Origin of the sequence: Luteibacter aegosomatissinici, assembly GCF_023078495.1 — a bacterium.
Taxonomy (GTDB): Bacteria; Pseudomonadota; Gammaproteobacteria; order Xanthomonadales; family Rhodanobacteraceae; genus Luteibacter; species Luteibacter aegosomatissinici.
On sequence record NZ_CP095742.1, the window covers coordinates 3662026 to 3688146 of the forward strand.

19 protein-coding genes are annotated in these 26121 nt (G+C 65.0%); all 19 read right to left on the reverse strand.

Translation table 11 applies throughout. From position 1 onward, the window contains the following. Window positions 1-24: 24 nt before the first annotated feature. The 19 genes from L2Y97_RS16480 to pilG all read right to left on the reverse strand — a co-directional run bounded on the left by L2Y97_RS16480 (window position 25) and on the right by pilG (window position 25836). Complete coding sequence (locus L2Y97_RS16480) at window positions 25-1416, reverse strand: sensor histidine kinase (RefSeq protein WP_247428714.1); 1392 nt, start codon at window positions 1414-1416, stop codon at window positions 25-27. 13 nt (window positions 1417-1429) lie between these two features. After that, window positions 1430-2764: a sigma-54-dependent transcriptional regulator gene (locus L2Y97_RS16485; RefSeq protein WP_247428716.1), complete on the reverse strand. Its 1335-nt coding sequence runs from the start codon at window positions 2762-2764 to the stop codon at window positions 1430-1432. A gap of 60 nt (window positions 2765-2824) precedes the next feature. Further along, entirely contained in the window at window positions 2825-4039 is a 1215-nt protein-coding gene (locus L2Y97_RS16490) for an ABC transporter permease (protein ID WP_343218375.1), read from the reverse strand. A 1-nt stretch (window position 4040) separates the two neighbouring features. Beyond that, window positions 4041-5351: an ABC transporter permease gene (locus L2Y97_RS16495; protein ID WP_343218376.1), complete on the reverse strand. Its 1311-nt coding sequence runs from the start codon at window positions 5349-5351 to the stop codon at window positions 4041-4043. After that, window positions 5341-6561, reverse strand: a complete 1221-nt coding sequence (locus L2Y97_RS16500) for an ABC transporter permease (RefSeq protein ID WP_247428719.1) — start codon at window positions 6559-6561, stop codon at window positions 5341-5343. Before L2Y97_RS16500 ends, L2Y97_RS16495 begins: the two co-directional genes overlap by 11 nt. Further along, the gene (locus tag L2Y97_RS16505) at window positions 6561-7868 is read right to left on the reverse strand and encodes an ABC transporter permease (RefSeq protein WP_247428721.1); all 1308 of its coding nucleotides are present in this window, start codon (window positions 7866-7868) and stop codon (window positions 6561-6563) included. Before L2Y97_RS16505 ends, L2Y97_RS16500 begins: the two co-directional genes overlap by 1 nt. Before the next feature lie 21 nt (window positions 7869-7889). Continuing rightward, window positions 7890-9110: an ABC transporter permease gene (locus L2Y97_RS16510; protein WP_247428722.1), complete on the reverse strand. Its 1221-nt coding sequence runs from the start codon at window positions 9108-9110 to the stop codon at window positions 7890-7892. Between the two features lie 12 nt (window positions 9111-9122). Then, a complete protein-coding gene (locus L2Y97_RS16515) occupies window positions 9123-10430 on the reverse strand; it encodes an ABC transporter permease (RefSeq protein ID WP_247428724.1) in 1308 nt (435 codons plus the stop codon). 29 nt (window positions 10431-10459) lie between these two features. Further along, window positions 10460-11176 (reverse strand): ABC transporter ATP-binding protein, encoded by a 717-nt coding sequence (locus L2Y97_RS16520; protein WP_247428726.1) that lies wholly within the window; start codon window positions 11174-11176, stop codon window positions 10460-10462. A gap of 31 nt (window positions 11177-11207) precedes the next feature. After that, on the reverse strand, window positions 11208-12479 hold the full coding sequence (locus L2Y97_RS16525) for an efflux RND transporter periplasmic adaptor subunit (protein WP_247428728.1): 1272 nt from the start codon (window positions 12477-12479) through the stop codon (window positions 11208-11210). 172 nt (window positions 12480-12651) lie between these two features. After that, window positions 12652-13215 (reverse strand): hypothetical protein, encoded by a 564-nt coding sequence (locus L2Y97_RS16530; protein ID WP_247428730.1) that lies wholly within the window; start codon window positions 13213-13215, stop codon window positions 12652-12654. 93 nt (window positions 13216-13308) lie between these two features. Beyond that, window positions 13309-13506 carry a hemin uptake protein HemP gene (gene hemP, locus L2Y97_RS16535; protein WP_247428733.1) on the reverse strand — a complete coding sequence of 66 codons (198 nt, stop codon included), beginning with the start codon at window positions 13504-13506 and terminating at the stop codon, window positions 13309-13311. 188 nt (window positions 13507-13694) lie between these two features. Further along, complete coding sequence (locus L2Y97_RS16540) at window positions 13695-14165, reverse strand: chemotaxis protein CheW (protein WP_247428735.1); 471 nt, start codon at window positions 14163-14165, stop codon at window positions 13695-13697. Further along, window positions 14162-15877: a chemotaxis protein CheB gene (locus L2Y97_RS16545; RefSeq protein ID WP_247428737.1), complete on the reverse strand. Its 1716-nt coding sequence runs from the start codon at window positions 15875-15877 to the stop codon at window positions 14162-14164. The genes L2Y97_RS16540 and L2Y97_RS16545 overlap by 4 nt, the downstream gene beginning before the upstream one ends. Continuing rightward, a complete protein-coding gene (locus tag L2Y97_RS16550; RefSeq protein ID WP_247428740.1) occupies window positions 15870-22310 on the reverse strand; it encodes an Hpt domain-containing protein in 6441 nt (2146 codons plus the stop codon). The genes L2Y97_RS16545 and L2Y97_RS16550 overlap by 8 nt, the downstream gene beginning before the upstream one ends. Before the next feature lie 4 nt (window positions 22311-22314). Further along, window positions 22315-24345, reverse strand: a complete 2031-nt coding sequence (locus L2Y97_RS16555) for a methyl-accepting chemotaxis protein (protein WP_425492776.1) — start codon at window positions 24343-24345, stop codon at window positions 22315-22317. Window positions 24346-24516: 171 nt separating this feature from the next. Continuing rightward, on the reverse strand, window positions 24517-25062 hold the full coding sequence (locus L2Y97_RS16560; RefSeq protein ID WP_247428743.1) for a chemotaxis protein CheW: 546 nt from the start codon (window positions 25060-25062) through the stop codon (window positions 24517-24519). Between the two features lie 13 nt (window positions 25063-25075). Then, window positions 25076-25447: a response regulator gene (locus L2Y97_RS16565; protein ID WP_139984296.1), complete on the reverse strand. Its 372-nt coding sequence runs from the start codon at window positions 25445-25447 to the stop codon at window positions 25076-25078. 32 nt (window positions 25448-25479) lie between these two features. Continuing rightward, a complete protein-coding gene (gene pilG, locus L2Y97_RS16570) occupies window positions 25480-25836 on the reverse strand; it encodes a twitching motility response regulator PilG (RefSeq protein ID WP_045831092.1) in 357 nt (118 codons plus the stop codon). Window positions 25837-26121 lie beyond the last annotated feature (285 nt).

The following is a 26121-nucleotide window of genomic DNA, read 5'->3' on the forward strand; positions in this document are numbered from 1 at the left end:
GACCGGGAGTATAGGCGAAGCGAATCAGTGCGGGCCGGCGGGCAGCACCAGGGTCACGCGCAGGCCGCCGCCATCGCGATTGGCGAGCGCGATACGGCCGCCATGGGCTTCCGAAATTTCGCGTGCCAGCGCCAGGCCAAGGCCCGTACCCGAGCGTTTGGTGGAATAGAACGGAAGGAGCGCCTGGGCCAGCACGGTTTCGCTCATGCCGGGACCGCGATCGGACACATCGATCAGGCAATCGCGGCCGACCACGTGCACACCCACCGACACCTCGTTCTCGTCGCCACCGGCTTCGTGGGCGTTCTTGATCAGGTTGATCAGTACCTGTTCGATCTGGGTGGGGTCGAACCAGCCGGGTTGCTTCGGCGGCGGTGCACTGAGCTGGAAGCGGGCATGCAGCCCCAGGGCCTCCAGGAACGGCTCCCACGCGATCTCACGGGCTTGCGGTGCGGGCAGCTTGGCGAAGCTGGCATAGCCTGAGATGAACCCGTGCAGGTGCTTCGCGCGGTCGCCGATGGATGCGAAGACACCCGGCAAGCGTGCAAGGTCACCGCGACGGGCCAGCTCGGCGCCCGAGTGCGACAACGAAGAAATCGGCGCCAGCGAATTGTTGAGTTCGTGGCTGATGACGCGGATGACCCGCTTCCAGGTATGTACTTCTTGCCGCGAGAGCTCCCGCGTCATGCGCCGGTAAAGCTGCAGCCGATGCGGGCGTCCCTGCAAACGGAAGCCACGCTGGGACAGGTGGAAGGTCTCCTCGCTACCCTCCATCTCCACCGTGAACAAGGCATCTTCACCGGCGGCGGCCGCAGCGCGCAGGTTCTCCGGCATGGCCTCGAGCACGGTGGCGAAATCGAGTCCCGCCAGCGTCCGCCCCTCGTTGAACAAATGGCGGGCGGCGATGTTTGCGTAGGTCACCTTGCCCGAACCATCGGTGAGGACCAACGCCACCGGGGTGTTCTGCACCACGGTATCGAGCAGCAGCTCACGCTGGGCCAGGTTCTGCCGTTGCTCACGCAGGATGGTGCCCAACTGGTTGTGCATGCGGATGAGATCGCCCAGCTCGTCCATGCGGTCGGTGCCGATGGACATGCTGTAGTCGCCATCGCGGTAACTCGCGACGGCACTTTCCAACGCTCGCATGAGCCGGCGGATGGGCTCGACCAGCACATGTGCCATCCATGCCGAAAGCGGCACGAGCAGCAGCAGGCAAATGATCAGTGCCGTGCGGGTATCGACTGGCGCCGAAGGCCCCGGGACCACCGCGTGCCCGGGGTTCCTGGACAGCTCATCGAGCCAGGCCACGGCCTGTGGGAACGGCCAGATGGCGACGCCGGCAAATACCAGCGCGCCAATGATCGCCGACATACCGACGACGATGGCCATCCGACCTTCGAGCGAGAAGCGCCTCATGGGTGAGAACGTATCAGACCGCCAACCCGTAGCGCTCCATCCGCCGGTACAGCGCCTGGCGCGAAAGGCCCAGGCTGCTGGCGGCGCGACTGATCACGCCACCGGCCGTGGCCAGCGCCGCCTCCACGGACTCACGGCTGGGTTCATCCAGGTTACGGTTGGTGGCCGCCGTGGGCATGGGCAGGTTGAGGTGCGAGGGTTCGATACGGCTGCCCGCGGCCAGCAGGGCCGCACGCGCCATGGCGTTCTTCAGTTCGCGCACGTTGCCTGGCCACGCGTGGGCCAGCAATGCTTCGCGCGCATCTTCGCTCAGCTCGGCCTTGCCCTCCAGGAAGAACTCGGCGAGCGGCAGGATATCGTCCGTGCGCTCCGCCAACGGCGGCAGGTTCACATCGATGACGTTGAGGCGATAGTAGAGGTCTTCGCGGAACGTGCCTGCGGCGATCATCGCTTTCAGGTCCGCGTTGGTCGCGCTGACCACACGCACTTTCACCTGGCGGGTGCGGCCTGAGCCGAGCCGTTCGAACTGCCCGGTCTCGAGCGCACGCAGCAGCTTCATCTGGCCTGGCAGTGGCAGGTTACCGATCTCGTCGAGGAACAGCGTGCCGCCGTCGGCCAGTTCAAAACGGCCCTCACGTGCCTTGTTGGCCCCCGTATAGGCGCCGGCATCCGCGCCGAACAGTTCGGCTTCGATCAGCTCGCCCGGCAACGCGCCGCAATTCACCGCCACGAAGGGACCACGGCGCACGGGTGAATTCGCGTGCACGATGGCCGCGATGCGCTCCTTGCCTGCGCCATTGGGACCTGTGATGAGCACCGGCACGTCGGAGCGCGCCACCTGGCAGGCGAGCTCGACCGTACGGCTCATGGCTTCGGAGGCGAAAACCAGCCCATCCAGATCGTATTTGCTCTCGAGAGCCTCGCGACGGCGGCGGCGCTCATTGCGCGCCCGGGTCACCTCGCGGGTGGTTTCGGAGAGCTCCAGGAGGTTTTCAACGGTGGCGAGCAGCTTGGTGTCGTCCCAGGGCTTGGCGAGATAGTCCGCCGCCCCCGCCTTCACCAGTTCAACGGCCGCTTCGAGATGGGTCCATGCGGTGAGCAGGATCACCGGCAGATCGGTGTGGCGCCCCCGGATGGCCTTGAACAGCGCCGCACCTTCCTCACCCGAGGTGGTGTCGGCAGTGAAGTTCATGTCCTGGATGACCACATCGACGCGCTCGCGCGCCAGCGTGGCCAGGCCTTCGTCGGGCGTGAGCGCCACCAGGGGGCGGATATCGCGCAGGCTCAGGGCGAGCGAAAGCGCCTCGCCGACTGCGGGGTTATCGTCAATGATCAGTACGCAGCGCATTTTGTCCCTTGCCATGGTGTCATGGATGCAGCTCCTCCCCAAAAGGTTGCAATGCCCATTCTAGCCACGGGTGGCCTCCACGGGGGGAACCGCCGCTGCCCGAAGGGCCGGGGCCAGTACGGCGGCCTGCCCCAAGAGCCATAGCGTCAGCGCCGCCACCGGCAGGTATCCCCACGGCAGGCGGGGGACCTCGTAGTGCAGCATGAGCATGATGTTCATGGCGTAGGCCAGCACCATGCCCAAAGCGATCCCCATGGTCGCGAGGAGGAAGTTCTCGGTCTGGAAGTAACGCAGGACATCGCCGCGCGTCGCACCCAGCGCACGGCGCACTCCGATCTGCCGACGGCGTTGCGCGACCCAGAAGCTTGCCAGTCCGACAATGCCCAACGCCGTGATCGCCAACAGCACAAGGCAAGCACCCGTGAGCATTGCCGCCAGGGCGCGGTCGCTCGCGAAGAAGTCACTGCGAATCTCTGCGAAGGTCGTCTTTTCCGTGACCACGCGCCGTGGATCCACCTTCTTCAATGCGGCAGCGGCGGCCGCCAGCACCTCACCCGCCCGTCCTGGGGCGGTGCGGATGACATAGCCCGCGCCGTAGGTCGGGACCATGCGGAAGGGGGTCAGTATCGCCTCGCCAATCGTCTGCCGGTTGCCTTCGGCACTGGCCAGCCAGCGCACGACACCCACGACACGATAGCCCTCGTCGCCCATGTAGATGACCTGGCCCACGGCGCTCTTTCCCGGGAACAGCCGGCGTGCCGCCGGCTCGGTCAGCATCAGGACGTGCGGGGAAGCCACCCTTTTGGTCGCGACATCATCAATCCACGCGTACTCGTCCGGGCGGATCCAACGGCCCTCCTGCAGCTTGGCTCCCAGCAGTTGGCCCGCGTTCTCGCCGTAATACTGCGCCATGTCGGCGCGGGGCACCTTTTCACTGAGGTCAAGGCGGATGCCGGTCGTCCACGAGCGCCCGCTAAAAGGCAGCGAATTGATCGTCGAGGCTGCCTCAACACCGGGCAACGCACGCAGCGTCGCAAGGTCCGTCTCGGCCCGTGAGTGAATATCGACGCCCTTCCCCGGCACCGAAAGGCGAATGGCCGCGATACGGTCTTCATCGATACCGCTAGGCGTGTGCATCCAATGGAGCCGATCCGATACAAGAAACACCGCATTGCACACGATCGCGCACGTCAGGGCTATCTGCAGCACCAGCAAGGTCGATGTGATGCGATGACGCCGCAGCGCCGAAAGAATGGGTGCGATATCCAGGCGCATGTCACTGGCTCTTCAAGTGCAGGCCAGGCGGCACCTGGCAGGCGCGCCACGCGGGAAACAGGCCGGCGAGCGACGCCGCCACCACCGATAGCACGAATGTCGTCAGCAGCATCGATATATCCATGTGGGCAAGCTGCGCACTGCGATTGGGGTTGAGGCGGACGAGCCCAAGCCCGGCCCAGGCGAGGCCGAGCCCTACGACACCGCCAGCGAGCCCGACGATCGCCGCCTCGACCAGCAGTTGGGCAAATATGTGCCGGCGCGATGCGCCGAGAGCCCGGCGCACACCCAACTCGCCTGCGCGGCGCAGGAATTTCGCGAGCATGAGGCCCACTGTGTTCACGAGGCAAACGACGAAGAACGCGGAGGCAAGCCAGAACTGCAGGCGAACATCGCCAGGCACGACCTGCTTCTCATCGAGCAGCCCCTTTACGCTGGTCAGTTCAGCGGGCTTCAACAATTCGAAGCGGCCCGATGCATGTTGGACATGAACATAATCATTGAGGTAGGCAAGGTAGGCCTTCACCGCATCGGCGCTATCCAACTGGACCCAGAACTGCAGCCAGGCACACGGGGCCGATTCCATCAGCGCCTCTTCCGTGCTGCCGGTGCTCCAGCACTGGATGCCACCGGCACGCGGCAGCTGCGTGGCACGCGCCGTGGTCAAGGGCAGGTAAATATCCTCGGGGCTGGCGTACGCTCCGGTGTTCAGGTCGTAGAAGTGCGGCACGGGACGCCAGGGTGCGAGCACGCCAATGATGCGCAGCGACGTGTCGTTAACCTGGATTGAGCGGCCCACGCTATTAGCACCGCCGAACAGCCGCGCGTTTAGCGCATCGCTGATGACCGCCACGTGGGCTCGACCTTCATCGTCCGCGGCCGACCAGCCCTGGCCAAACTGGAAGGGCGCACCGAACATGGGAAAGAAATCTGCCGAAGTGAACCTGGCGGGCATGATGAAGGGATCCACGCCGGGATCGCCCGGCCGGATGGTTGCCTCGCCACCCACCATCAGCGCCTGATGCGTGGCGCGCGCGGCGTGCAACAACGCCATCCCGTCGGTCCAGGTGAGCTGATCGGGGCGAAGCACTTCGTTCGATGCATCCGAGGCGCGTGGCTCGATGCGAGGCATATAGATGCTGCCGCTGCGGCCAGGCAAGGGATCGCCATCCAGCACGTGAAGGGCCGTCAACGTCGTCATGCACGCGCCGATGCCCAAGGCTATCGCGACGACCATCAAGGCGGTAAGCACCGGATTGCGGCGCAGGCTGCGCACCGCCATTTCCAGGTAGTACGAGAACTCAGTTCCCACGGGTGGCCTCGACGGGCGGAACACGCGATGCACGCCGCGCGGGAGCATAAACGGCGGCCTGGCCAAGCAACCACAAGGCTATCGCGCCGAGCGGCAGGTAGGCAGCAGGTAACCGCGGCGATTCATAGCGCAGCATCAGCACGATGTTGATGCCGTAAGCAAGCACCATCCCGAGTGCGATACCCATCGTGGCCAGCAGGAAGTTCTCGGTCTGGAAATAACGAAGGACGTCCTGACGGGTGGCACCGAGTGCGCGGCGCACACCGATCTGGCGACGCCGTTGCGACACCCAGAAACTACCCAGGCCCACGATGCCCAGCGCCGTCACGATGAGCAACGCGACGCAGACACCCACCAGGAGGCCTGCCATCGCGCGGTCACTGGCGAAATAGGCCGCGCGTACTTCGCTGTAGTGGCGCTTGCGCTGGATCACGCGGTTCGGGTCCATCTCGCGCAGCATCGTACTTGCGGCCTTGAGTACCGCATCACCCTGCCCCGGCTGTACGCGCATGACATAGGTCGCGCCGATGCCCTCACTCATGCGGACGGGAAGGAGCATGCTTCCGTAGGTGAGTGAGCGGTCCATCACGTTGGGTCGGGCCACATCGCGAACCACGCCGATCACGCGCATGGGCTCGCCGCCGTAGTACAGCGTCTTCCCCAGCGCACTGCCGTGGAACAAGCGGTCTTCCATGAACTTCGTGATGATGACCACGTGGGGAATCACCACATCCTTGCGACCGCTGGTGATGTCATCGAGCCAGGCATACTCATCCGGGGTGAAATCCCGCCCCTCGAGCAACTGGATGCCCAGCGAATTGATGAGGCCTTCCCCGTAGAACGCGGTGACGTGCATGACGGGTGCAACCACGTCCTTATCCAGCTTTATCCCATCGTTCCAGGACTCGAACCCGAAGGGCAATTCGTTGGCCAGGCTGGCATAACGCACACCCGGCAACTGCCGCAGTGCCTGCAGCGTTTCATCCACCCTGCCATGCATGGCGGGCGTGGAGCCAATGTTCACCGGCCGCACCTCAACCACATGAGCTTCATCGATACCGCTGGGCGTGTTCATCCAGTCCAGGCGCTGGCGCACCAGGAAGACGGCATTGCACACAATGGCGCAGGTCAGCGCGATCTCAAGCACCAGGAGGATCGCCGTCACCTTGTGGCGCTTCAGTGTCGAGAGGATCGGTCGGATATCGAGCATCACGGACTCTTCAACTGCAGGGCGGGGGTAACCTGGCAAGCACGCCACGCCGGCAGCAGGCCGGCGATCAGCGTGGCGCCAATGGCAATCGCAAACGTTGCGGCAAGCATCGGCATGTCCAGGTGGGCGAGCGAGGCGTAGGCATCCGGCTGCTGGCGCACGAGCCACAAACCGCCCAGCGCCATCAGCAAGCCCGCGATGCCGCCCGTCAGGCCGATCATGCCGGCCTCGATGAGTAACTGCGCGAACACATTGGCGCGCGACGCGCCTAGTGCGCGCCGAACGCCGATCTCCGAGGAACGACGAAGAAATTTGGCGAGCATGAGACCCACCGTGTTCACCAGGCAAACCGCGAAAAATCCCAGCGCGAGCCAGACCTGGAGATGCACATCGCTGGGCACCACGTGGTTGTAGTCGAGCCATTCAAGCACGTCGCGCAGGCGGACATTCGGCGGCAAGTGGAAACGTCCTACTGCGACCTGGTCTTGCGAGTAATGGGTCATGAACGCCTTGTAATCGGCGACCCGGGCCGGATCATCGATCTCGACCCACAACTGGAGCCAGGTGCAATTGGCCGTCTCCAGTGCATCTTCCGTCACCTTGCCACCCTGCCCCCAACAATCACGTGAGCCGTTGCGCGGGCCTTTGAGGTCACGTGACGTGGTGAGCGGAATGAACAGCTCTTCCGCATCGGCGTAACTGTCGTTCAGATCGTAGAAGCGCGGGTGCGCTCGCCATGGGTCGATAACACCGACCACCTGAAGGTCCATGCCGTTGTAGCGTACGGTCTTGCCGGTGCTGTCTTCGCCATGGAACAGCCGTTCGTTCAACGTCGTACTGATGACCGCGATTCGCGAACGCGCCTCGTCTTCCTTCTCCGACCACGCGTGCCCGTAACGCATGGGCACCTCGAACATCGGGAAGAAATCCGCGGTGGTGTAACGGGCCCGTGCGAAGAAGGGCTCGAGGTTCGAGCCAGGCAGCTGTACCGGTGCGATACCGCCGGTCATCAGCGCCTGGCGGTTGGCTCGCCTGGCCTTGAGCAAGTACATGCCATCCTGCCAGGAGATCTGGTCCGGCGGCTCGCCCTTCGTGTAAAAGCCGTTGTCGGTGTCACGCGGCTCCAGCTGGGGGTAATACAGCCTGTGGCTCTTGCTCGGGATGGGATCGCCCGACACGACGTGCAGCACCGTCAGGGTGGTCATGCACGCACCGATCCCCATGGCCACGGCAAGCACCATCAGGGCGGTGAGGGCCTTGCTTCGCTTGAGGCTACGCAAGGCCAGCTCGAGGTAATAACCAAACATCACAACTCCCAGGGGTGGTGATCAGACGCTTCGCGTCGCTTCCACGGGTGACACCCTCGATGCACGCAGGGCCGGTGCGAACACCGCCGCCTGGCCGAGCGCGAGCAACAGCACGATGCCAACACCGACATAGGTGAACGACACGCGCGGCATCTCGAAGTACTTCAACATCCACTGGCTGAGGCCGAGCGCGAGCACGGTGCCGACGGCGACACCCCCCAGCGCGATCAGGAAGTTCTCGGTCATGAAGTAGCTGAGGATGTCGGCGCGGCGTGCACCCAGCGCGCGGCGCACCCCGATCTGCTTGCGACGCTGGCCCACCCAGAAGCTCGACAGGCCCACGATGCCTGCCGCGGTGATCGCGAGCAGGACGCCGCACACCACCGTCATCAGGATCGCCATGCCGTGGTCGGCCTCGTACGCGCTGGCACGGACCGTCTCGAACGTACGGATCCCGTACTTTTCAGGCAGGACGCGCATCCGGCTCACGGCATACAGCGCGCCGGGGATCGCCTTGAACACGGCATCCTGCTGGCCAGGCTTGGTGCGCACCATGAAATGCTGGTAACCGCTGTCAAAGCGAACCGGCATCAAGGTCACGTTATCCATGTGGTCGAAGTCGGTCCAGGGCACCGTCAGCTTTTCCATGATGCCGATGATGGTGGACGGCTTGCCCTTCGAGTAATAGATGGTCTTGCCCAACGCATCGCCCTTGGGGAAAAGCTTGTCGGCGATCGCCTTGGTGATGATGACCTGCGGCGGGGCCGGCGTGGTCTGCGGTCCCACCGTAACCACCTCGGACGGGTTGAAGTTACGTCCCGCGATCAGCTTGACGCCCAGGGTTTGCAGAGCCTGCTCGTCGACGAAGTACAGCGCGCTGGGCAGGCTGTCCTTGGTTTTGTCCGGGTCGACCTGGATGCCGGTGGACCAGCCCCCGCGACGCAGCGGGTAGGCATTCGTCACGTAGGCCGATTCGACGCCTGGAATGTTGCGCAATGCAGCCACGTCGGTCTTCATCTGCGGGATGAAGCTATCGGGCTTGCCCACGTAACGGTTCTGCACCGCGATGAGGTTCTGCTCGTTGATACCCGTCGGGCGGTTGGCGCGATCAATGCGCTGGTGGACGATGAACAGCGCGTTGCACACGATGGCAAGCGTGAGCGCGATCTGTACCGCGATGAGGATAGTGCCGGACTTGTGCCGGCGAAGTGCGGCCAGGATGGGTTTGATCTGGAGGTTCATGCCTGCACGCCCTCAGTTGGACTTCAGCTGCCACGCCGGCTGCACCTGTGCGGCGCGCCACGTGGGGTAGAAAGCGGCGATCACGGAAGCCGCGATGGCGGTCAGCAAGGTGAGCGCCACCAGCATGGGATCGATCGTCGCCAGCCTTGAAATGTTCTCGGGGAACACGAGCCGGGTGCCGAGGATGCCAAGCCCGGTCAGCACCAGGCCGAGTACGCCACCGGCGATACCGATGGAACCGGCTTCGACAAGGAACTGGGCGTAGATATCGCGACGCGATGCACCCAGTGCCCGGCGCACACCGATCTCGGGGGCACGGCGCAGGAACTTCGCAAGCAGCAGCCCCACGGTGTTCACCAGGCAGATGATCAGGAAGCCCAGCGACACGACCAGCGAGATGGTCGATTCCTTCGGCACCACCTTCTGCACGTCCAGCCAGTCGGTGACGTTGCGCACCTTCACGTTGGGCGCCCAGTTCCAGCGACCCGCACGCTGCTGCTCTGCCGCATAGCCGTTGAGGTAGTTGCGGTAGGCGTCGACCTCCGCCGGCGAATCCATCTCGCTCCACAGCGCGAGCCACACGCACTCGGAGCGCAGGTAGCCGTCCCAGCCCTGCTCGGGTTCCTTCACGCAGTTGTTGTTGCCGTTGGTGGGTAGCTGCAGGTCGATGGCACGGGTGAACGGCATGTACACGGCGGCGCCTTCGTCGAAACCGCCCGTGTTGGGCACATTGAAGAACACGGGCTGCGGCGACCAGTCATCCATGACGCCGACGATGCGAAACAGCCGCCCGTCGAGGTTGATCTGCTTGCCAACGCTCTGCCCGCCGTTGAACACCTTGTCATTCAGGGCCCGGGTGATCACCACGACGCTCGAATGCTTCTCGTCGTCATCGCGGGTCCATGGGCCGCCCTGGATGAAGGGCATGTCGAACATGCCGAACATGTCCGCCCCGTTGGCATAAGCGCCTTCACGCATGGGCAGGCGCGACGCGTCCTCGGGGATGACCGACACGTTCACGGGGTAGACGATCGCCTGGCGGGACGTCTTGTGCGCACGGAGGATGGCCGTGGCGTCGATATAGGTCAACGCATCCGGTGGCTCGCCATTTTCGATGTTCTCCGGCCCGAAGGCATCCAGCTGGGTGTTGAACAGCACGCTGGATTTCTGCGGGATCGGATCGCGCGAGGTCGCACGGAAGACCGAGTATGTCGTCATGGATGCGGCCACGCCGAAGCCGATGGCCATCACCATCAGGGCGGTAAGCATCGGGTTCTTGCGCAGGCTGCGCAGGCCCAGCTGGAGGTAATAGGCGAACATGGGTGCCACCTTCGGCGCGGGGCCAGGGATCAGGAGCGGGCGGTATGGGCGTGGCCGTGCGCGTGGAAGCGCGGCTCTTCGGACAGGTCAACCACCTGGCCATCGATCACGTGTACGTTGCGCTGCGCACGGGCGGCCAGTTCCGGATCGTGGGTGACCATGACGATGGTGGCACCCTCGCGATGGATCTCCTCGAGCAGTTCCATCACGCCACGGGCCATCTGCGTATCCAGGTTACCGGTGGGTTCGTCGGCCAGCAGCAGGCGAGGTGAACCAGCCAGTGCGCGGGCGATGGCGACGCGCTGCTGCTGGCCGCCGGAGAGTTCCGCCGGGTAATGGCGGGCGCGGGCGGCCAGGCCTACGCGCTCGAGCGCGTCCATGATCCGCTGCTTGCGTTCGGCCGCCTTCATGCCGCGATAGCGCAGCGGCACTTCCACGTTATCGAACACGTTCAGGTCGGGGATCAGGTTGAACGCCTGGAAGATGAAGCCGATCTTCTCGTTACGGATCTTCGAGCGCGCGTTGTCGTTGAGCTGGCTCACCTCGATGCCGTCGAGGTGGTATTCGCCACCGGTGAAGGTCTCGAGCAAGCCGGCGATGGTGAGGAACGTGGTCTTGCCCGAACCGGACGGCCCGGTGACGGCGACGAATTCGCCCTCCTTCACATCGATATTGAAATCGCGCAACGCGTAGGTCTCGACAACTTCCGTGCGGTAGACCTTGGCAAGGTGGTTCATCTTCAACATGGCATATCCCTCGTTGGAAAAGGTTGGGCGGTCAGCGGGCGATGGCGACGTGCTTGGCGTCACCGAAGGTGTCGGCGCCGGAGATGACGATCTTGTCGCCTTCCTTCAGGCCGTCCAGGATTTCGACCTTGTCGATGCTGCTGGCACCGACACGGATGTCACGACGATCGGCCATGCCGTCATTGACGACGTAGGCATAGCGGCCTGCACTTTCATCGACGAACGAGCCGCGCTGCACGGTAAGCACATTGGCGCGGCTATCGAGCAGGATGCGCACCGAAAGGCGCTGGCTCTGGCGCAGCTGCTGCGGGGACTGGCCATCGAAGCGCAGCCGTGCAGCGACTTCACCGTTCACCACTTCGGGTGAGATGGCGCTGACCTTGCCCTTCCATTCCTTGCCGTTACCGGTGATTTCGCCCGGCATGCCAATCGCGAGGTCGCGGGCGAAGCTCTCAGGTACTTTCATTTCGACTTCGAGCGCGGTCAGGTCGATCACGCTCACCAGCTGGGCATCCTTCGCCACCGTGGCGCGCTCGGCGATAAACAGCTGGCCGACCTGGCCATCGACCGGTGACTTCACATTGAGGTCCTCGACCTGGCGTTGCAGATCCTTGACCAGCAACTCCTGGCGATCGTGTGCGAGCTTCTTGGACTGGATTTCGAAGGTCAGGCTGCTGTTATCGATCGTCATGTCCGACTGGGCGTGCTTCTGCGTGATCGCCGCCTTGTCGAGCGTGGACTTGGCCTTGTCGACATCAAAGTTCGAGACGGCGCCCTTGTCGAACGCGCCCTGGTACCGCTTAAGGTCGCGCTCGGCGGCTGTCTGGTCCACGACGGCGTTATCGAATGCCTTTTGCAGCTCCGCGCGCTTCTTCGTGGCGTCCACCTTGGCCCGCAGGTACTCCACTTCCATCGCATCGGCGGCGGATTGTTCCTGGGCGAGCTTGTTGGTGAGTTCCGGGCTGGTGACGATCGCGAGGACCTGACCCTTCTTCACCACGTCGCCGGCGTGTACCTGCATGACCACGGCGCCGCCGTACGGTGCGTAAAGCGTAGGGCTGACTGCGGCGACAACCTTGCCTTCCGCGGCGATGTCGCGAACGAAGGCGCCGCGGGTCACGGTGCCGAACGACAGGCGCGATGCACTTACCGAGGTATCGGCGGAGAACATCGTGGTGATCTTGGGGATGGAGAAGCCGAGCGCCACCAACACAGCCAATCCGCCACCGGCGATGAGCAGTTTGCGGTGGCGGTTGGGACGAACCTCGACGAGGCGGTCCTGCGCGGCGGTATCTCGGATCATGGCTGTTTCCCTGATGAACTTGCTGGTGTCTTCAGCAAGCCGCGTGCCAACTGGGGAAATAGCTTTATTTCAGAGAGTTAGAAGCGCATGTCCGCACAGGAGGGGTGTCCGCGGACAGGTGTCCGGACAGTGACCACTCGTGCCGTGGTCACTGTAGGAGCGCGCGACAGGTTCAGCCGGTGATGGCTACCGATTCGGAGACGGCGATATCGCGCGCGACGCCGCGGCCGAGCACGGAAATGGAAACCTCGCGCGCACCCAGGACATCAAAGCCGACGAGGCGGCGACGCTGGAAGCTGAGGACACGCGCGCGGCAGGCGCGCAGCCATTCGCGATCCGGGGCGCGTCGTTGCGGCGCGTCGATGGGGGTGGCATCGGCGAACAGGCCATCCCACGCGAGGTAGTCGGTATCGGGCAGGAGATAGATACGTGCGAGCGTATCCCCTTCCCCGCTGACGCAATCCAGCCATTCGCGTGGGCCCTCGGCCGTGATCGCGCACGTCAGGCCCACATAGTGGGTGGACATGAGGGGGGCCAACTCCGCGTTTTCCACCAGGCAACCGGCCGGCGGGACCACGTTGGCCGGGCAGATGATGGGGCGCGGGGCGAGGAAAAGGACCCCGCCCAACTGTCCAAGGCCTTCCACCAGCGTTCGCGGGGGAACCGCAAGCCAGCGGGTGGTGGAGCCATTGCGGGCGCGCTGCTGCACGCCAAAGGATGCGAGCCAACCGAACATGAGGCGTCTCCCGGTGACGGCCTGGAAAAAGATGCCTGGCTGGCGGCGAGGGGAGACCCGCGTGGCTCGGCGTCGGGGAGATGGAACCTGGGATTACTTGGTGAGGATGAGCTTGTCGTTGCGCGTCAGGCGCAGGTGGTACTCGGCGCCCTGGTGCTCGATGACGAGCTCGCGAGAACCATCGAGGAGGTTCTTGCTTTCAACACGGCGAGCCGGCGTGGCAACCGCGCGCAGCGGGACGACCTTGTCGCGGCCGGCGGCTTCGTTCAGGGGAAGGCTTCTCATCAACATGGCTTACTCTCCGCAAGTGAGGGTGCGGAGTTGATGATAATGATTCTCAATTACGCGTCAAGCCCTATTTGCAAAACCGTTGGAGCCCACCCTGTGGGCGACGTCTTTCGCGGGAGGCCACGAGGGCCTGAGCCCCTGGCGCGAAAAGATGTCGCCCACAGGGTGGGCTCCTACAGCTGGGTGCCGGGTCAGGCGGCTTCCTGCATCTCTACCAGGGTCGCCTCGATACCTTCCAGGTCCGGGATCACGGCCGTATCGTCGCGCACCAGCACCCGGGCGCGAACCCCGAACGGCAGGTCGTGGCCGTCGTGGGTGGGCAGCAGCAGCTCGGCGTTAAGGGTGGTCAGGCGGGGGAAGCCATGGGTCAGCACGGCGATATAGGGCATATCCGCCCGGTTGCCGATCGCCTTGAGCACCGCCACGCGAGGAGCCTGCGGTGCGGCATCGTCTGGCAAGCGGGCAACGTGATCGAAACTGACCAGGGGAATCTGCCAGCCACGCCACTCGATACGGCCAGCGAGCCATTCCGGGGCATCGGCGAGGGCTTCCACACCCGTCAGGGTGATGACTTCGGCCACGGCGGCATTGGGCAGCAGCAGGCGTACGCCACCGCTGGGGATCAGGACGCAGCGGATTTCGCGCGGTAACGGCTCGCTCATGGGAATTCCTCGTTCAATTTCCTGGCCAGCGCGGCGACATCGCCTGCGTAGCCGGCCACGCGCTCCTCACGGATACCGGTGACCATGTGTCCGCGCTCGTCTTCGGGCGCGACCGCCTGGACCCAGACGCGCCCGCCGCCGTCATAGACCGCCTGGGCACCGGCGACCGCATCATTGCCGCGGCCTGCGAACACGATGGCGAGGGCATCGGCACCGAAGCCACCGGCCAGGGTGCTGAAGATCCCGTCGATCGACGGACCGGCTGCATTGAACGCACTACCGTCGTCGCGCACCGTGACACTGCCGTCGCGGCGGATCTGGACGTGGGCGCCACGTGGCACGACAAGCACTTCGCCATGATTGGTGGGCACCCCGTCGGTCGCGACCCGGCCGCGGCCCAGCCGCTGCGCAAACGCGGCGGTGTCGTCGGCGTGATGCGCCACCACGAGTAGGGTTGCCGGCAACCTGCCGGGCATGGCCGCCAGGAACAACCGGATGGCGTCCTCGCTCTCCACGGTGCCGGCGAGCGCGACCACGCGACGGACTGCCCGCGAGGTCGTCTCCAGGATCATTTCGTGCATGAACTTGCCATCGGTGCTCGGCGCGATGGCCTCTTCCAGCGACACCAACTCAAGTTTCAGGCCTGCCTCGATCGCAACGCTGCCGTCATCCACGACATCCTGGGCGAGATACTCGGCCGCGCTCATCGTCTCGATGCCAAACTCGGCAGGATTGGCTGATGGGGCGGATTCCGCCACGATCGTGTCATGGTCCACCAGGTCCCATTCCGGAACCGGCGGCGGCACGTACTGCGTGGAGCGTGAGGTGATCTCCAACGCGGGCGAATCATCGTTCGTGGACGATGCCACGGCCGACGGCTCATCCTCGGATGCCAGGCTGAACTGGCTGGCGTCGAATTCGTGCTCAACCGGCGGCGTCGGGGCCGGCGATTCATCGACCACCTCAAAGCCGGACAGATCGAGCGACGCCAGGTCGGTGAGTTCGAGCGGTAGCGACGGCAGGTCATCGATGCCATCGGTGCCCTGCACTTCCGCGGCGCCCGTCTCGGCCAGGACGGCCTCGAGTTCTGCGGCCAGGTCCTCCGGACCCACGCCGTTCTCCTCATCCGACGCATCGGTGAGCGGCGTGGAGAAGGCGAGTTCGTCATCGCCAAGCGATAGCGGCTCAAGCGAAGCCGGGAATGGTTCGGCCGCTTCTACGGGCGACGGCGCATCGGGATACCCGTGGACGCCCGTGATCGAAAGCTCATCGGTGATCGGTTCGGCAAGGACTTCTTCGGCCGGTGCGGGTTCGCTGGCGATCGCGGCGACGCGCGGCTCGATAGCCCGGGCCTCCTCAGGACGCGGTGGATCCAGCGGCGAGCCGCCGACCAGCTTGGCCGCGAGGTGCCGCGCCCAACGGGCGCGATCCCAACCCGCGAGATCGCGGCTGGCATCGGCATCGTTGAAGACCAGCCGCGGATGGCCACCCTCGACCGTCTCGTAGAGACGATCGAGATCGGAATCACTCGGGTCATCCAGGTCGACCACGACCACGTCGGCTGACGACCCCACCAGTTCGGCAGGAGCGAACGCCTTTAGATCCGATTCGTAGACAATCCGCGCACCCTGCGCGACGAGGGCGTCACGCAGGTGGGCCGACAGGCCCGCGTCATCGAAAAGCAGCGCGACCGACGGCTCGTGTTCAACCATGGGTGACTCCGAGCACATCGTTGATCTGCACCACCAGGTCGTTCTCCTGGTAGGGCTTGCCGATATAGCGATCGACGCCGATATCGAACGCGCGCTGGCGGTGCTTATCGCCCGTACGCGACGTGATCATGATGATGGGCACGCCGGCCAGGCGCTCGTCGGCCTTCATGGCGGTGGCGAGCTCGTAACCGTCCATGCGCGGCATCTCGATATCGAGCAACATCAGGTCGGGCACGCGCTCATTGAGCTTTTCAAGCGCATCCACGCCGTCTTTCGCTGTCATCACTTCGAACTCGTGGCGCTCCAGGACGCGGCCGGTCACCTTGCGCATCGTGATCGAATCGTCCACCACCATCACCAGCGGCTTGACGCGCACTTCGTCCTGCTTGCGCGGGGCCTGCGGGATGGCTGCTTCGGCTTCGAACGCCTGGCGGGCCACGCCGTGGCGGACCAGCGGCGCCAGGTCGAGAATCATCAGCACCGAGCCATCACCCATGATGGTGGCACCGAGGATACCCGGCACGGAGCTGACCTGCGGGCCGACTGGCTTGACCACGATTTCGCGCGAGCCGAGCACCGCATCCACGCGGATGGCAGCGCGCAGGTCACCCGAGCGGGCGAGCAGCAGCGGGATGTCACCCTCATCGGGCGATGCGATGACGTGCACGCCAAGCAGCTGCGGCAGGTCGTGGATCGCGTAATCCTCGCCGGCATACTCGAACTGTGCGTCGACGTCGGCCATGCGATGGGCCAACTCGTTCGGTTCCACCTTGGCCACGCCATGCACCGAGGTCATCGGGATAGCGAAGTTGGTTTCGCCGATGCGCACGATCAGTGCCTGGGTCACCGCGAGCGTGAACGGCAGGCGCATCACGAAAGTGGTGCCCGTGCCACGCTGCGATTCAATGGCCAGCGTGCCGCCGAGCTGCTTGATCTCGTTCGCTACGACATCCATGCCGACGCCACGGCCGGCCACCTGCGTGACCTTCTCGGCCGTGGAGAAGCCCGGAACCTGGGTGAGCTGGAAGATCTGGTCGTCGGAGACGCGGGCATCCGGGCGCAGCAAGCCGCGCTCGATCGCCTTCTCACGGATCGCATCACGATCCATGCCGGCGCCGTCATCGGACAAGCGCACGACCACTTCCGTGGCTTCGCGAGCCACCTGGATGCGCACCGTGCCTTCGGCGTTCTTGCCGGCCGCTTCGCGCGCCTGCGGCGCTTCGATACCGTGGGCCACCGCGTTACGCAGCATGTGCTCGAACGGCGCCTTGATGCGGTCGAGCATGTTGCGGTCCATTTCGCCGTTGGCACCTTCCACCACCAGCTGGGCACGCTTGCCCACGTCGGAGGCGGCCTGGCGCAGCGTGCGGCGAAGGTTTGGCACCATCGCATCGAACGGCAACATGCGCGTCTGCATCAGGCCTTCCTGCAGCTCCGCGTTGACCTTCTGCTGCTGCAGCAGCAGCGTTTCGGTCTGGCGGGTCAGGTCGTCCAGCATGGTCTGCAGCGACACAAGGTCGGATACGGACTCGGCAAGCGCACGCGAGTACTGCTGGAGCTGCGAGAAGCGGTCGAGTTCGAGCGGGTCGAACGTCGCGGCCGCGTTGTCGCGATGCTCCTGGTGGTAACGCGCGATGATCTGCGTTTCCGTTTCGATTTCCAGCATGCGCAGCTGGCTGCGCAGGCGGCTTACCGTCTGCTCGTGCTCGGTCAGGGTCGAACGGAAGCTGGCGGTCTGCTGTTCCAGGCGCGAGCGGTAGATCGACACCTCGCCGGCGTGGTTCACCAGCGTATCGAGCATGTCGGCGCGGACGCGGATCTGCTCCTGCGACGCGCGCTGGAGCTCTTCCTCTTCCATTTCCGGGAGCAGGTCGGGCAGCACGCGGTCGAGCACCGGGATCGGCTCGGGCTGCGGGGCCGGCGGCAACCATGTATCCGGCTGCGTCGCGGCCTCGCGCTCTTCGCGATAGTTCTCGGCCGTCAACGTATCCGGCGCGATCGGCGCGCCTGCCAGGCGGGCGAACGGTTCGATATCGGCTTCGCTGAGCGAGATAGGCTGGTGCTTCGCGATCGCCACGATCATGCGATGCAGGCGATCGAAACCGCTTTCCATCGCTTCGATGGCGGCGCTGTCGCTCTCGCGCTGACCGCCGGCGACGGCATCAAGCAACGCTTCCATGGCGTGGGCGAAGTCACCCACGATGGCGAGGCCGGCCATGCGGGCACTGCCCTTCAGCGTGTGCAGGTCGCGCTGCAACGAGGCGACGTGCTCACCCTGCTGCGGTTCGACGCGCCATGCGGCGAGCGAGGTATCCGCCTGGTCGAGGATCTCCCGGCCTTCCTCCACGAACACTTCGAGGAGATCCGGGTCGATATCCGCGTAAGGCGAGAGCTCCGGCACGAGGGCGGGTGCTTCGTCTTCCACCGGCGTGTGCACCGGCTCGGCAACGGGCTCGTGCGACTGGTCTTCGATGGTGACCGGGAGCTCGTCGGCGTACGGCTGGCCAGGTTCTTCGGCCTGGTCGACCGTGGTGTCGGCGGTATCCGCTTCGGCTTCGGCTTCGGCTTCGGCTTCGGCTTCGGCTTCGGCTTCGGCTTCGGCTTCGGCTTCGGCTTCGGCGAAAGCTTCCGCCACCGGCTCTTCGGCCAGGATGCCGTCGTCGGTGTCGAGGACATCGCCATCGTGCGACATCGGCTGCGGAATCTCATCCGCCGCCGACGCTTCAGTCGCACCCTCATTGACGAGGGCGCGCCAGGCGGCGTCTTCGTTCAGGTCGTACTTCTCGATTGGCTTCACGTCGACCACAGGCGGCTCGACAGTAAAGCCTTCGAACGATGCGAGCAGTTCGGCCGTCAGGTCGTGCTCGCTGTCGACCAGGTCGATCGGCGCGAGTTCGGATGCTGTCGGTTCCGCGGCCTCGAGGCCCTCGGTCACGGGCTCGGCGAACGGCCCGGACGGCTGCTCATCATTCACGGCAGGCGCGGTTGCGGCGTCCAGGTCAGCGAGTTCGCCAGCCAACATGGCTTCCAGCTCGGCCTCGAGCGAATCGCCGCTCGCCGCCGCAGGCACCTGCTCATCGTGAGCGTGGCTCGCGGCCTCGGCGGCATCGGTGGCGAGGTGGGCCTCGGCTTCGCGAACGTCGGCGTCGAAGCGGGCCTCTTCATTGATGAAGGCTTCGAGTTCGGCTTCGTCCAGGGCAGACAGCGGCTCGACGACCGGCGTTTCGGCCGCCGGCGTTTCAGCAACAGGCGCCTCGGCGACGAACTCGTTGAGGACCGGCTCGTCCACAAAGGACTCGTCGGCGGCAAGGTCTTCGGCTTCGGCTTCGGCGTCGACGAACGACGGTGCGTCCACGATGAGGTCATCGTGGACCGGCGCGTCAGCCTCGGGGGCGTCCGCCGCGGCCACGTCGAGGACAGGTTCGTCATCGAGCGGCACCGGATCGGGCTCGTACAGGATATGAGCGACCGTGGCCTCCGGCTGCTCGTCGCGCAGGGCGATGATCTGCGCCGCCAGGGCGGACACATCCGGCACGCGCGGATCTTCGGTATCGAACAGCTCCATCACGTGGTCGACCAGGTCGGCCGCATCGGTCAGGGCATCGACGCCTTCCGCGCGCAGCGGTACGCCGCTGGCACGGACACGCTTGATCAAGCCTTCCAGCGGTGCCAGCACCTGGATCAGCACGGGGATATCGACCATGCCGATCGCACCGTGCAGGGTGTGCACGGCGCGGAGCAGGCCATCATCCACCGGCAGCTCGCCGTCGCCCGCACGGGCGAGGTTGGCACGAATGGTATGGAGATACTGCGCCACTTCGGTGCGCAGGATATCGAGCAGCACGGCATCGACCGGCGGAAGTGGCGGTGCCACGTACACCGGCTCCTCGACCGCCGGGTGCTCCACCGGCGCCGCGTGGCCATAGCCAGCGAACGCGGCGGTCGGCACGGCGGCGATCGTGTCGCGCGGGACGCGACGCTTCACCTTCGTCCGGACCTTCTGAACAGCGTTGCGCGCCACGTCCTCGACGAACGCCATGTCGCCGAGGGCGAGGCGGTCGGCGGTCTCCATGATCGCGGCAAGCGGTGCGGTGACCTGGGTATCGCCTTCCAGCGCCGCCTTGAGCTGCGGCAGCGCTTCGACGGCGTGGCCCACCAGCGCCTGCACGCCTTCGTGCGGCGCGATCGTGCCGTCGAGCACGCGGTTAAGCATGTTCTCGACCTTCCAGGCGAACTCGCCCAGCAGGCGGGCGCCGACGAGGCGGCCGGACCCCTTCAGCGTGTGGAACGAACGGCGGATAGGCGTCAGCGCATCCGGTCGTTCCGGATCGGCCAGCCACGCGGCAAGTGCCTTGCGCAGGTTATCGATTTCTTCCTGGGTTTCCTCCAGGAAGATCTCGCGGATCTCGTCATCGATGCCATCGACGGTGATCTGGAAGCCAGCGAAATCGGATACGCCGGCGTCACCACCGACCTCCTGCTCGATCTCTTCTTCGATCTCCACCCAGTCGTCATCGGCCTGTACCGGATCGGCCGCGACAGCTTCAGCAGCCGGCGCTTCCACGGCAACCGGCGGCTCGTCCACCAGATCGAACGAATCGGCGAAGCTCGATACCGCGTCGCTGGCATCCTCGCTGCTCGAGGGTACGGCGATGTGCTCGATGGCCTGGGCCTCGATATCGTCGAGTGCCTCGCTACCCAGCGCTTCGCCATCCTCGTCGACCGGAACAGGCCAGTAGCCGAGTTCGGCCAGGCTCTGCTGGGTGACATCAAGAATGTGATCCAGGCCGCCGCGGTGTTCGCGGGCCGCCTCGAGGTAGTACTCCAGCGCCGCCACTGCATCGGCAAGGCGATCCATCTGCGCCCCATTGGGCACACGGCGATCGCCGAGCAGTTCGCGATGGATGAACAAGCCAATGCCATCGGCCAGCTCGCCCGGGCGCGGGGCGCCAAGCATGCGCATGGCGCCGCCAATCTCGGCCATCAGCTCGGGCGTACCGGCCAGCTGGTCGTGGTTCCACTGCGACTCGACGAAGGCGACGATGGCGTCCTTCACCTTCGAGGTGTTCGCGGTGGCCTCACGCATGAGGGCGGTCAGGATGTGCCGGGCTTCGCTACGCGGCAGCGGCGACGGGCCGCTCTCCGAGATCGGCGTTTCGCCTTCGGCACCCAGGCGCTCGATGTGATCGTCCAGCGACGCTTCCACGTAGAGCAGCGCGCCAGCCACATCGAGCAACGATTCTTCATCCGGCGCACGCGCACCGGTGGCGATCTCGCCGAGGATCCGGCGCTGTTCACCGACCACGCGGCGCGGCACGCCCAGGGCAAGCATGCCCAGCGTATCGCCCACGCGGTCCAGCACGTCGGCCTGCGGGCCGAGCTGTGCGGGATCACCATCCGGGCGGCGCAGGAACAGATCGAGCGATTCCTTTACCCGAAGCAGGTCTTCCTTGATCGCGGCCGAAACCGTATCAAGCAAGGCGCGGTTATGGCCCGACATGGAGCCGCGCGCATGTTCGACTTCGGCGGCGCGCGGCAGCAAACCATCCAGGCGATAGGCCTGGCGGAGTTCTTCGATCCGCTCGCTGCCCTGCTTGGCCTGGGCCACGTAATAGAGCAGCTTGCGGGCGAGTTCATCCGAATCGCCCGTCAGCATGGCTTCTTCGCCGCCATCCACCAGTTCACGGATGGAACGGTCGACGCGGCCAATCAGCTGCCGCACTTCCTTCTCGTGGGCGCGCAGCACGCCGCGCTCGAGGCCTTCAAGCACTCCAGCGGCGATCCACCACAGGCGGCGGCCGGCGATCGTGTAGCAGCGCGCGGCAATGCTATCGAGCGTGCCACGCATGCCAAGCAACTGCCGATCACTGCCCTGCCCACGGAACCAGGCAAGCAACTGCTGCTGGAAGCGCGCGCGCAGTTCAGGCAGTTCGCCACGATGGGCCTCGGCGACCGCGGGATCGGCGGCGCCCGGGGCGCCCAGCGGCAGCGAAGCGTCCAGGTTGGGCGTGAACAGTGCCGATTCGTCGAGTGACTGCTCGCCGCGGCTGGCGCGCAGATCGTTCAGCAGCGGCAACAGCACGATGGGAACGTCGCGGTGGCCGCTCTGCAGGCGCTCGAGGTAATCGGGCATCTGCATCATGCCGCGCATGAGCGCGGCGTAGGCTTCGTCGCGGTTGGCCACGCGGTCACTGATCAGTGCCGCGACCAGTTGCTCCATTTCGCCCACGACCATGGCCGCGCCATACAACTCCACCATGCGCAGCGTGCCGTGGACCTGGTGCAGGTCCGCGGCACAGGTGTGCATGACGTAGCTGTCGCGCGAATCCTCGACGTACGACTCGAGTGCCTGGCGTGCCTTGGACAAGGCGTCATCGAGCTCCGCCTTGACCCAGTGCAGCGTGGTGAAATCGGTATGGTCTTGAAGTCTCACTGCATTAGCCCGGCAGCTTGAAGTTCGCGACGGACAGGCGCAAGTCGTTCGCGAGCTGGGCCAGGTTACCGATCGATTCGGCCGTCTGGCTGGCACCCAGCGACGTCTGCGAAGTGATCTCCTGGATGACGTTCATCGTGGCCGACGTATCGGTTGCGGCCGCCGACTGTTCACGGGCCGCCGCGGAGATGTTCTGAATCAGCGCCGAGAGGTCGTTCGACACGCGTTCGATATCGCCCAGTGCCGTACCCGCATCCTCCGCGAGGCGCGCACCGGCCACCACTTCCGCAGTGGTCTGCTCCATCGAGCTCACCGCTTCGTTGGTATCGGACTGAATCGTCTGCACCAGCGTTTCGATTCGCTTGGTTGCGCTCGCCGAGCGTTCGGCGAGGCGCTGCACTTCGTCCGCCACCACCGCGAAGCCGCGGCCCGCTTCACCGGCCGATGCGGCCTGGATAGCGGCGTTAAGCGCGAGGATGTTGGTCTGCTCGGCAATGTCGTTGATCAGTTCCACGATCGAGCCGATTTCCTGCGACGACTCACCCAGCCGCTTGATTCGCTTCGACGTTTCCTGGATCTGGTCACGGATCGAATCCATGCCCTGGATCGTTTCGCGCACCACTTCCGCACCGCGCGATGCGATCTGCACCGAGCGCTGGGCCACGTCCGCCGATTCGGCCGAATCCTTCGACACCGTATCCATGGAGGTGGCGATCTGGTTAATCGCGGAGGTTGCCGAGGTGATCTGCTGCGCCTGCTGCTCGGCCGCGTCGGCCAGGTGCATGGCGGTGGCCTGGGTTTCCTGGGCTGCCGCGGACACGCGCACGGCGGTCTCGTTAATGGTGGTAACGAGATTGCGCATCTCGTCCACCGCGGAGTTCATAGCGTCGGCGATGGCGCCGGTGATGTCCTCGGTCACCGTGGCCTTGATGGTCAGGTCGCCTTCGGCGAGCGTGCCCATCTCGTCCAGCAGCCGCATAATCGCGGTCTGGTTACGCTGGTTCAGGTCGCTGGTGGTCTCCAGGCGGCGGCGCTGGTCGCGCACCAGGCTGAAGACGAGGACCAGGGCGAAGGCGACCGTGGCGATGGCGCCCAGCAAGCCGGCCCACACGTTCGGGAACAGGCGGGTCAGGGGTAGCTTGGCGATCTGGTCCGCGGATTCGTTTGCGCGCAGCAGCACGGTCTGCGAATCCAGCGACGCCTGGTTACCTGCGCGCTTAACGTCCTGCAGGTTCGGCGAGGCGGTCACCAGCTGGCCCACCGGGTCGACCAGGTCGCCCCAGGAGGTCTGCATGTCGGCCAGGATCTTGTGTGCATTGGCGTCGGAGATGGCGCGGACGCCACCATCCGGGTTGCCTTCCAGCAGGCCCTTGAGCACCGAGCCGTAAAGCTGGGCGTCACGGGACAGGCCATCGGCCGCCGACTGGGCACCGTCACCACCCTGCAGGATCTCCTGCACGCGGCGGATCATGCGGTCAGCCATGAGCATCCAGCGCGCGATGGTGAAGGTCTGCTCCACCGACGCGTTCTTCTGCTGGACGATGTTGAGCACTTCGTCCGTGCGCGCGTTCAGCAGCGGCATCTGCTTGGAGAACAAGTCAGCGCGCTCACCCGAGGCGAGCACCAGTTCCTTGTTCGAAAGGATCTTGCCGATATCGGCATCGAGCTGGTGCCAGGCGTTCGCCAGCGCACCGATGGCGCGGCCCGTGCTGCCGGCTTGCTGGGCGTAGGCCGGCATGCCGGTCTTCTCATCGCCGGCGACCAGGCGCTGCACGGCGGAGTCGATGGTGTTGCGCGTGGCGGAAAGCTCGCGGAACGAATCGCGGTTTCCGTCCGAGGCCTCGAGCGCGTACTTCGCGGTCTGCTGCGAAAGCACCTGCACCTGCGTCGTCAGCGCGATCGCTTCGCGGTCTTCGCCGTTCTTGCTGTTCAACAGCCAGAAGTCGACCGATGCCAGGCCAATGGATAGCAGCAGGAACACGATAACCATCGTGTAGCCACCTTCACGGCCTGCGCCCCCTGTTGTCGTGCTCATACCCACCTCACCCAAACAAAACCTGGTGACCGGGACTTCTGGCAGCCCCCGGCAGACGAGTGACCCTGCAACAAGGCCACCCCCTCGTTCCCGTTGCGCCACCGGTTTCCCGGCCGGCGCCTATCCTGTGCGGGAGGGCCATCCGGCCGTCCCGTCCCCCACACTGGGCGCTTAAAGCGCCGCCTGCCGGAAGTCCGGCGCACGAACCAACCGGTTCATGCTGAACAGCCCGAACGATTGCTCGCCCAGCTGGATGTTTTCCGTCACGAACCGCGCCAGGCGCGGATCCACTTCCTCGCCGCCGGAGCCCCGCTGGTCTTCATCCATGGTGCGCTGGCCGAACACTTCATCGACCAGCAAGCCCACGGTGCCACCGTGCTGGCGTACCAGCAGCAAACGCGTACGTTCCGACGACGGTGTACGTTCGTCGAAAAGAAAACGGCCCAGGTCGATCGCCGGGACCAGGTTGCCACGCACATTGGCCACGCCCATCAGCCAGGGCTGGGTGCCCGGGACGTTGGTGAGCGCCGGCACCGCCAGCAGTTCGTTGATCTCGTCGATGCCGCTCACGAAGGCGCGGCGGCCGACGCGAAAGCCGATGCCACGCCACAGGCCAAGGTTTTCCACCCGCTCAGGCGTGCCCGCCGAGTGCGCGAGGCAAGCGCGTTCGTAATGGGCGAGCAGTTCAAAGGGCGTCAGTGCCGCGTTCTCGCTCATGGCGTGCCCTTCTTCAGTTCTGCTTCGGCAAGAGATCGGCGATGGTCGAGAGCAGTTCCTTCTCGTTCACCGGCTTGGTGATGAAAGCCTTGGCGCCCTGGCGCAGGCCCCACACGCGGTCGGTTTCCATCGATTTGGTGGTGATCATCACGACCGGCACGTCCGCCGTGGCCGGGTCGCGGCTGAGCGTGCGCGTGGCCTGGAAGCCGTTCATGCCCGGCATGATCACGTCCATGATCACCAGGTCGGGCTTGCTCGCGCGAATGCGGTCGAGGCCAGCTTCGGCGTTATCGACGCTGGAAACGGAAAAACCCGCCTTCTCGAGCAGCGTGGTGAACACGCGGACGTCGGTGGGCGAGTCGTCAATGATGAGGATATTTGCCACACGTCCCCCTGGACGCTTACTTAAAGGGTCGGTCAGCCGGCCGTCGCATAGCGATGGATCGCGCCGAGGAGCTCGTCGCGGGTGAACGGCTTGGTGAGGTACTGCTCGGCGCCCACGATACGGCCACGCGCCTTGTCGAACAGGCCATCCTTGGAGGAAAGCATGATCACGGGCGTGCCGCGGAACTGGGCGTTATTCTTGATAAGCGCGCACGTCTGATAACCATCGAGGCGCGGCATCATGATGTCGACGAAGATGATATTGGGCTTCTGGTCGGAGATCTTGGCCAGCGCCTCAAAGCCATCGACGGCGGTAAGCACGTCGCAGCCTTCCTTCTTCAACAAGGTTTCTGCCGTACGGCGGATGGTTTTGGAGTCATCGATGACCATGACCCGCAGGCCGGCCAGGTCCGTACCGCGTCCGTTGTCGTTCACTGCGCCCCCGTCACACGAAAAAACTGCAAGTCCCAACAACAGGATAGCCCGTTCTTACCCGGGTATCCGTGCGCCAGGTCGTAAAGCCCGACACCCCCGGTGCCGGTACCCGCTCTTCGGCGGACCTTGCCACGCTGTTTAATGGGTGGCCGGGATTCCGTCAAGATGAATTGTTCCTAAAGGGACAACGCCTTGTGAAATAGTCGGCAACGCTCCACTAAACTTGACTCCTTTCCTGCT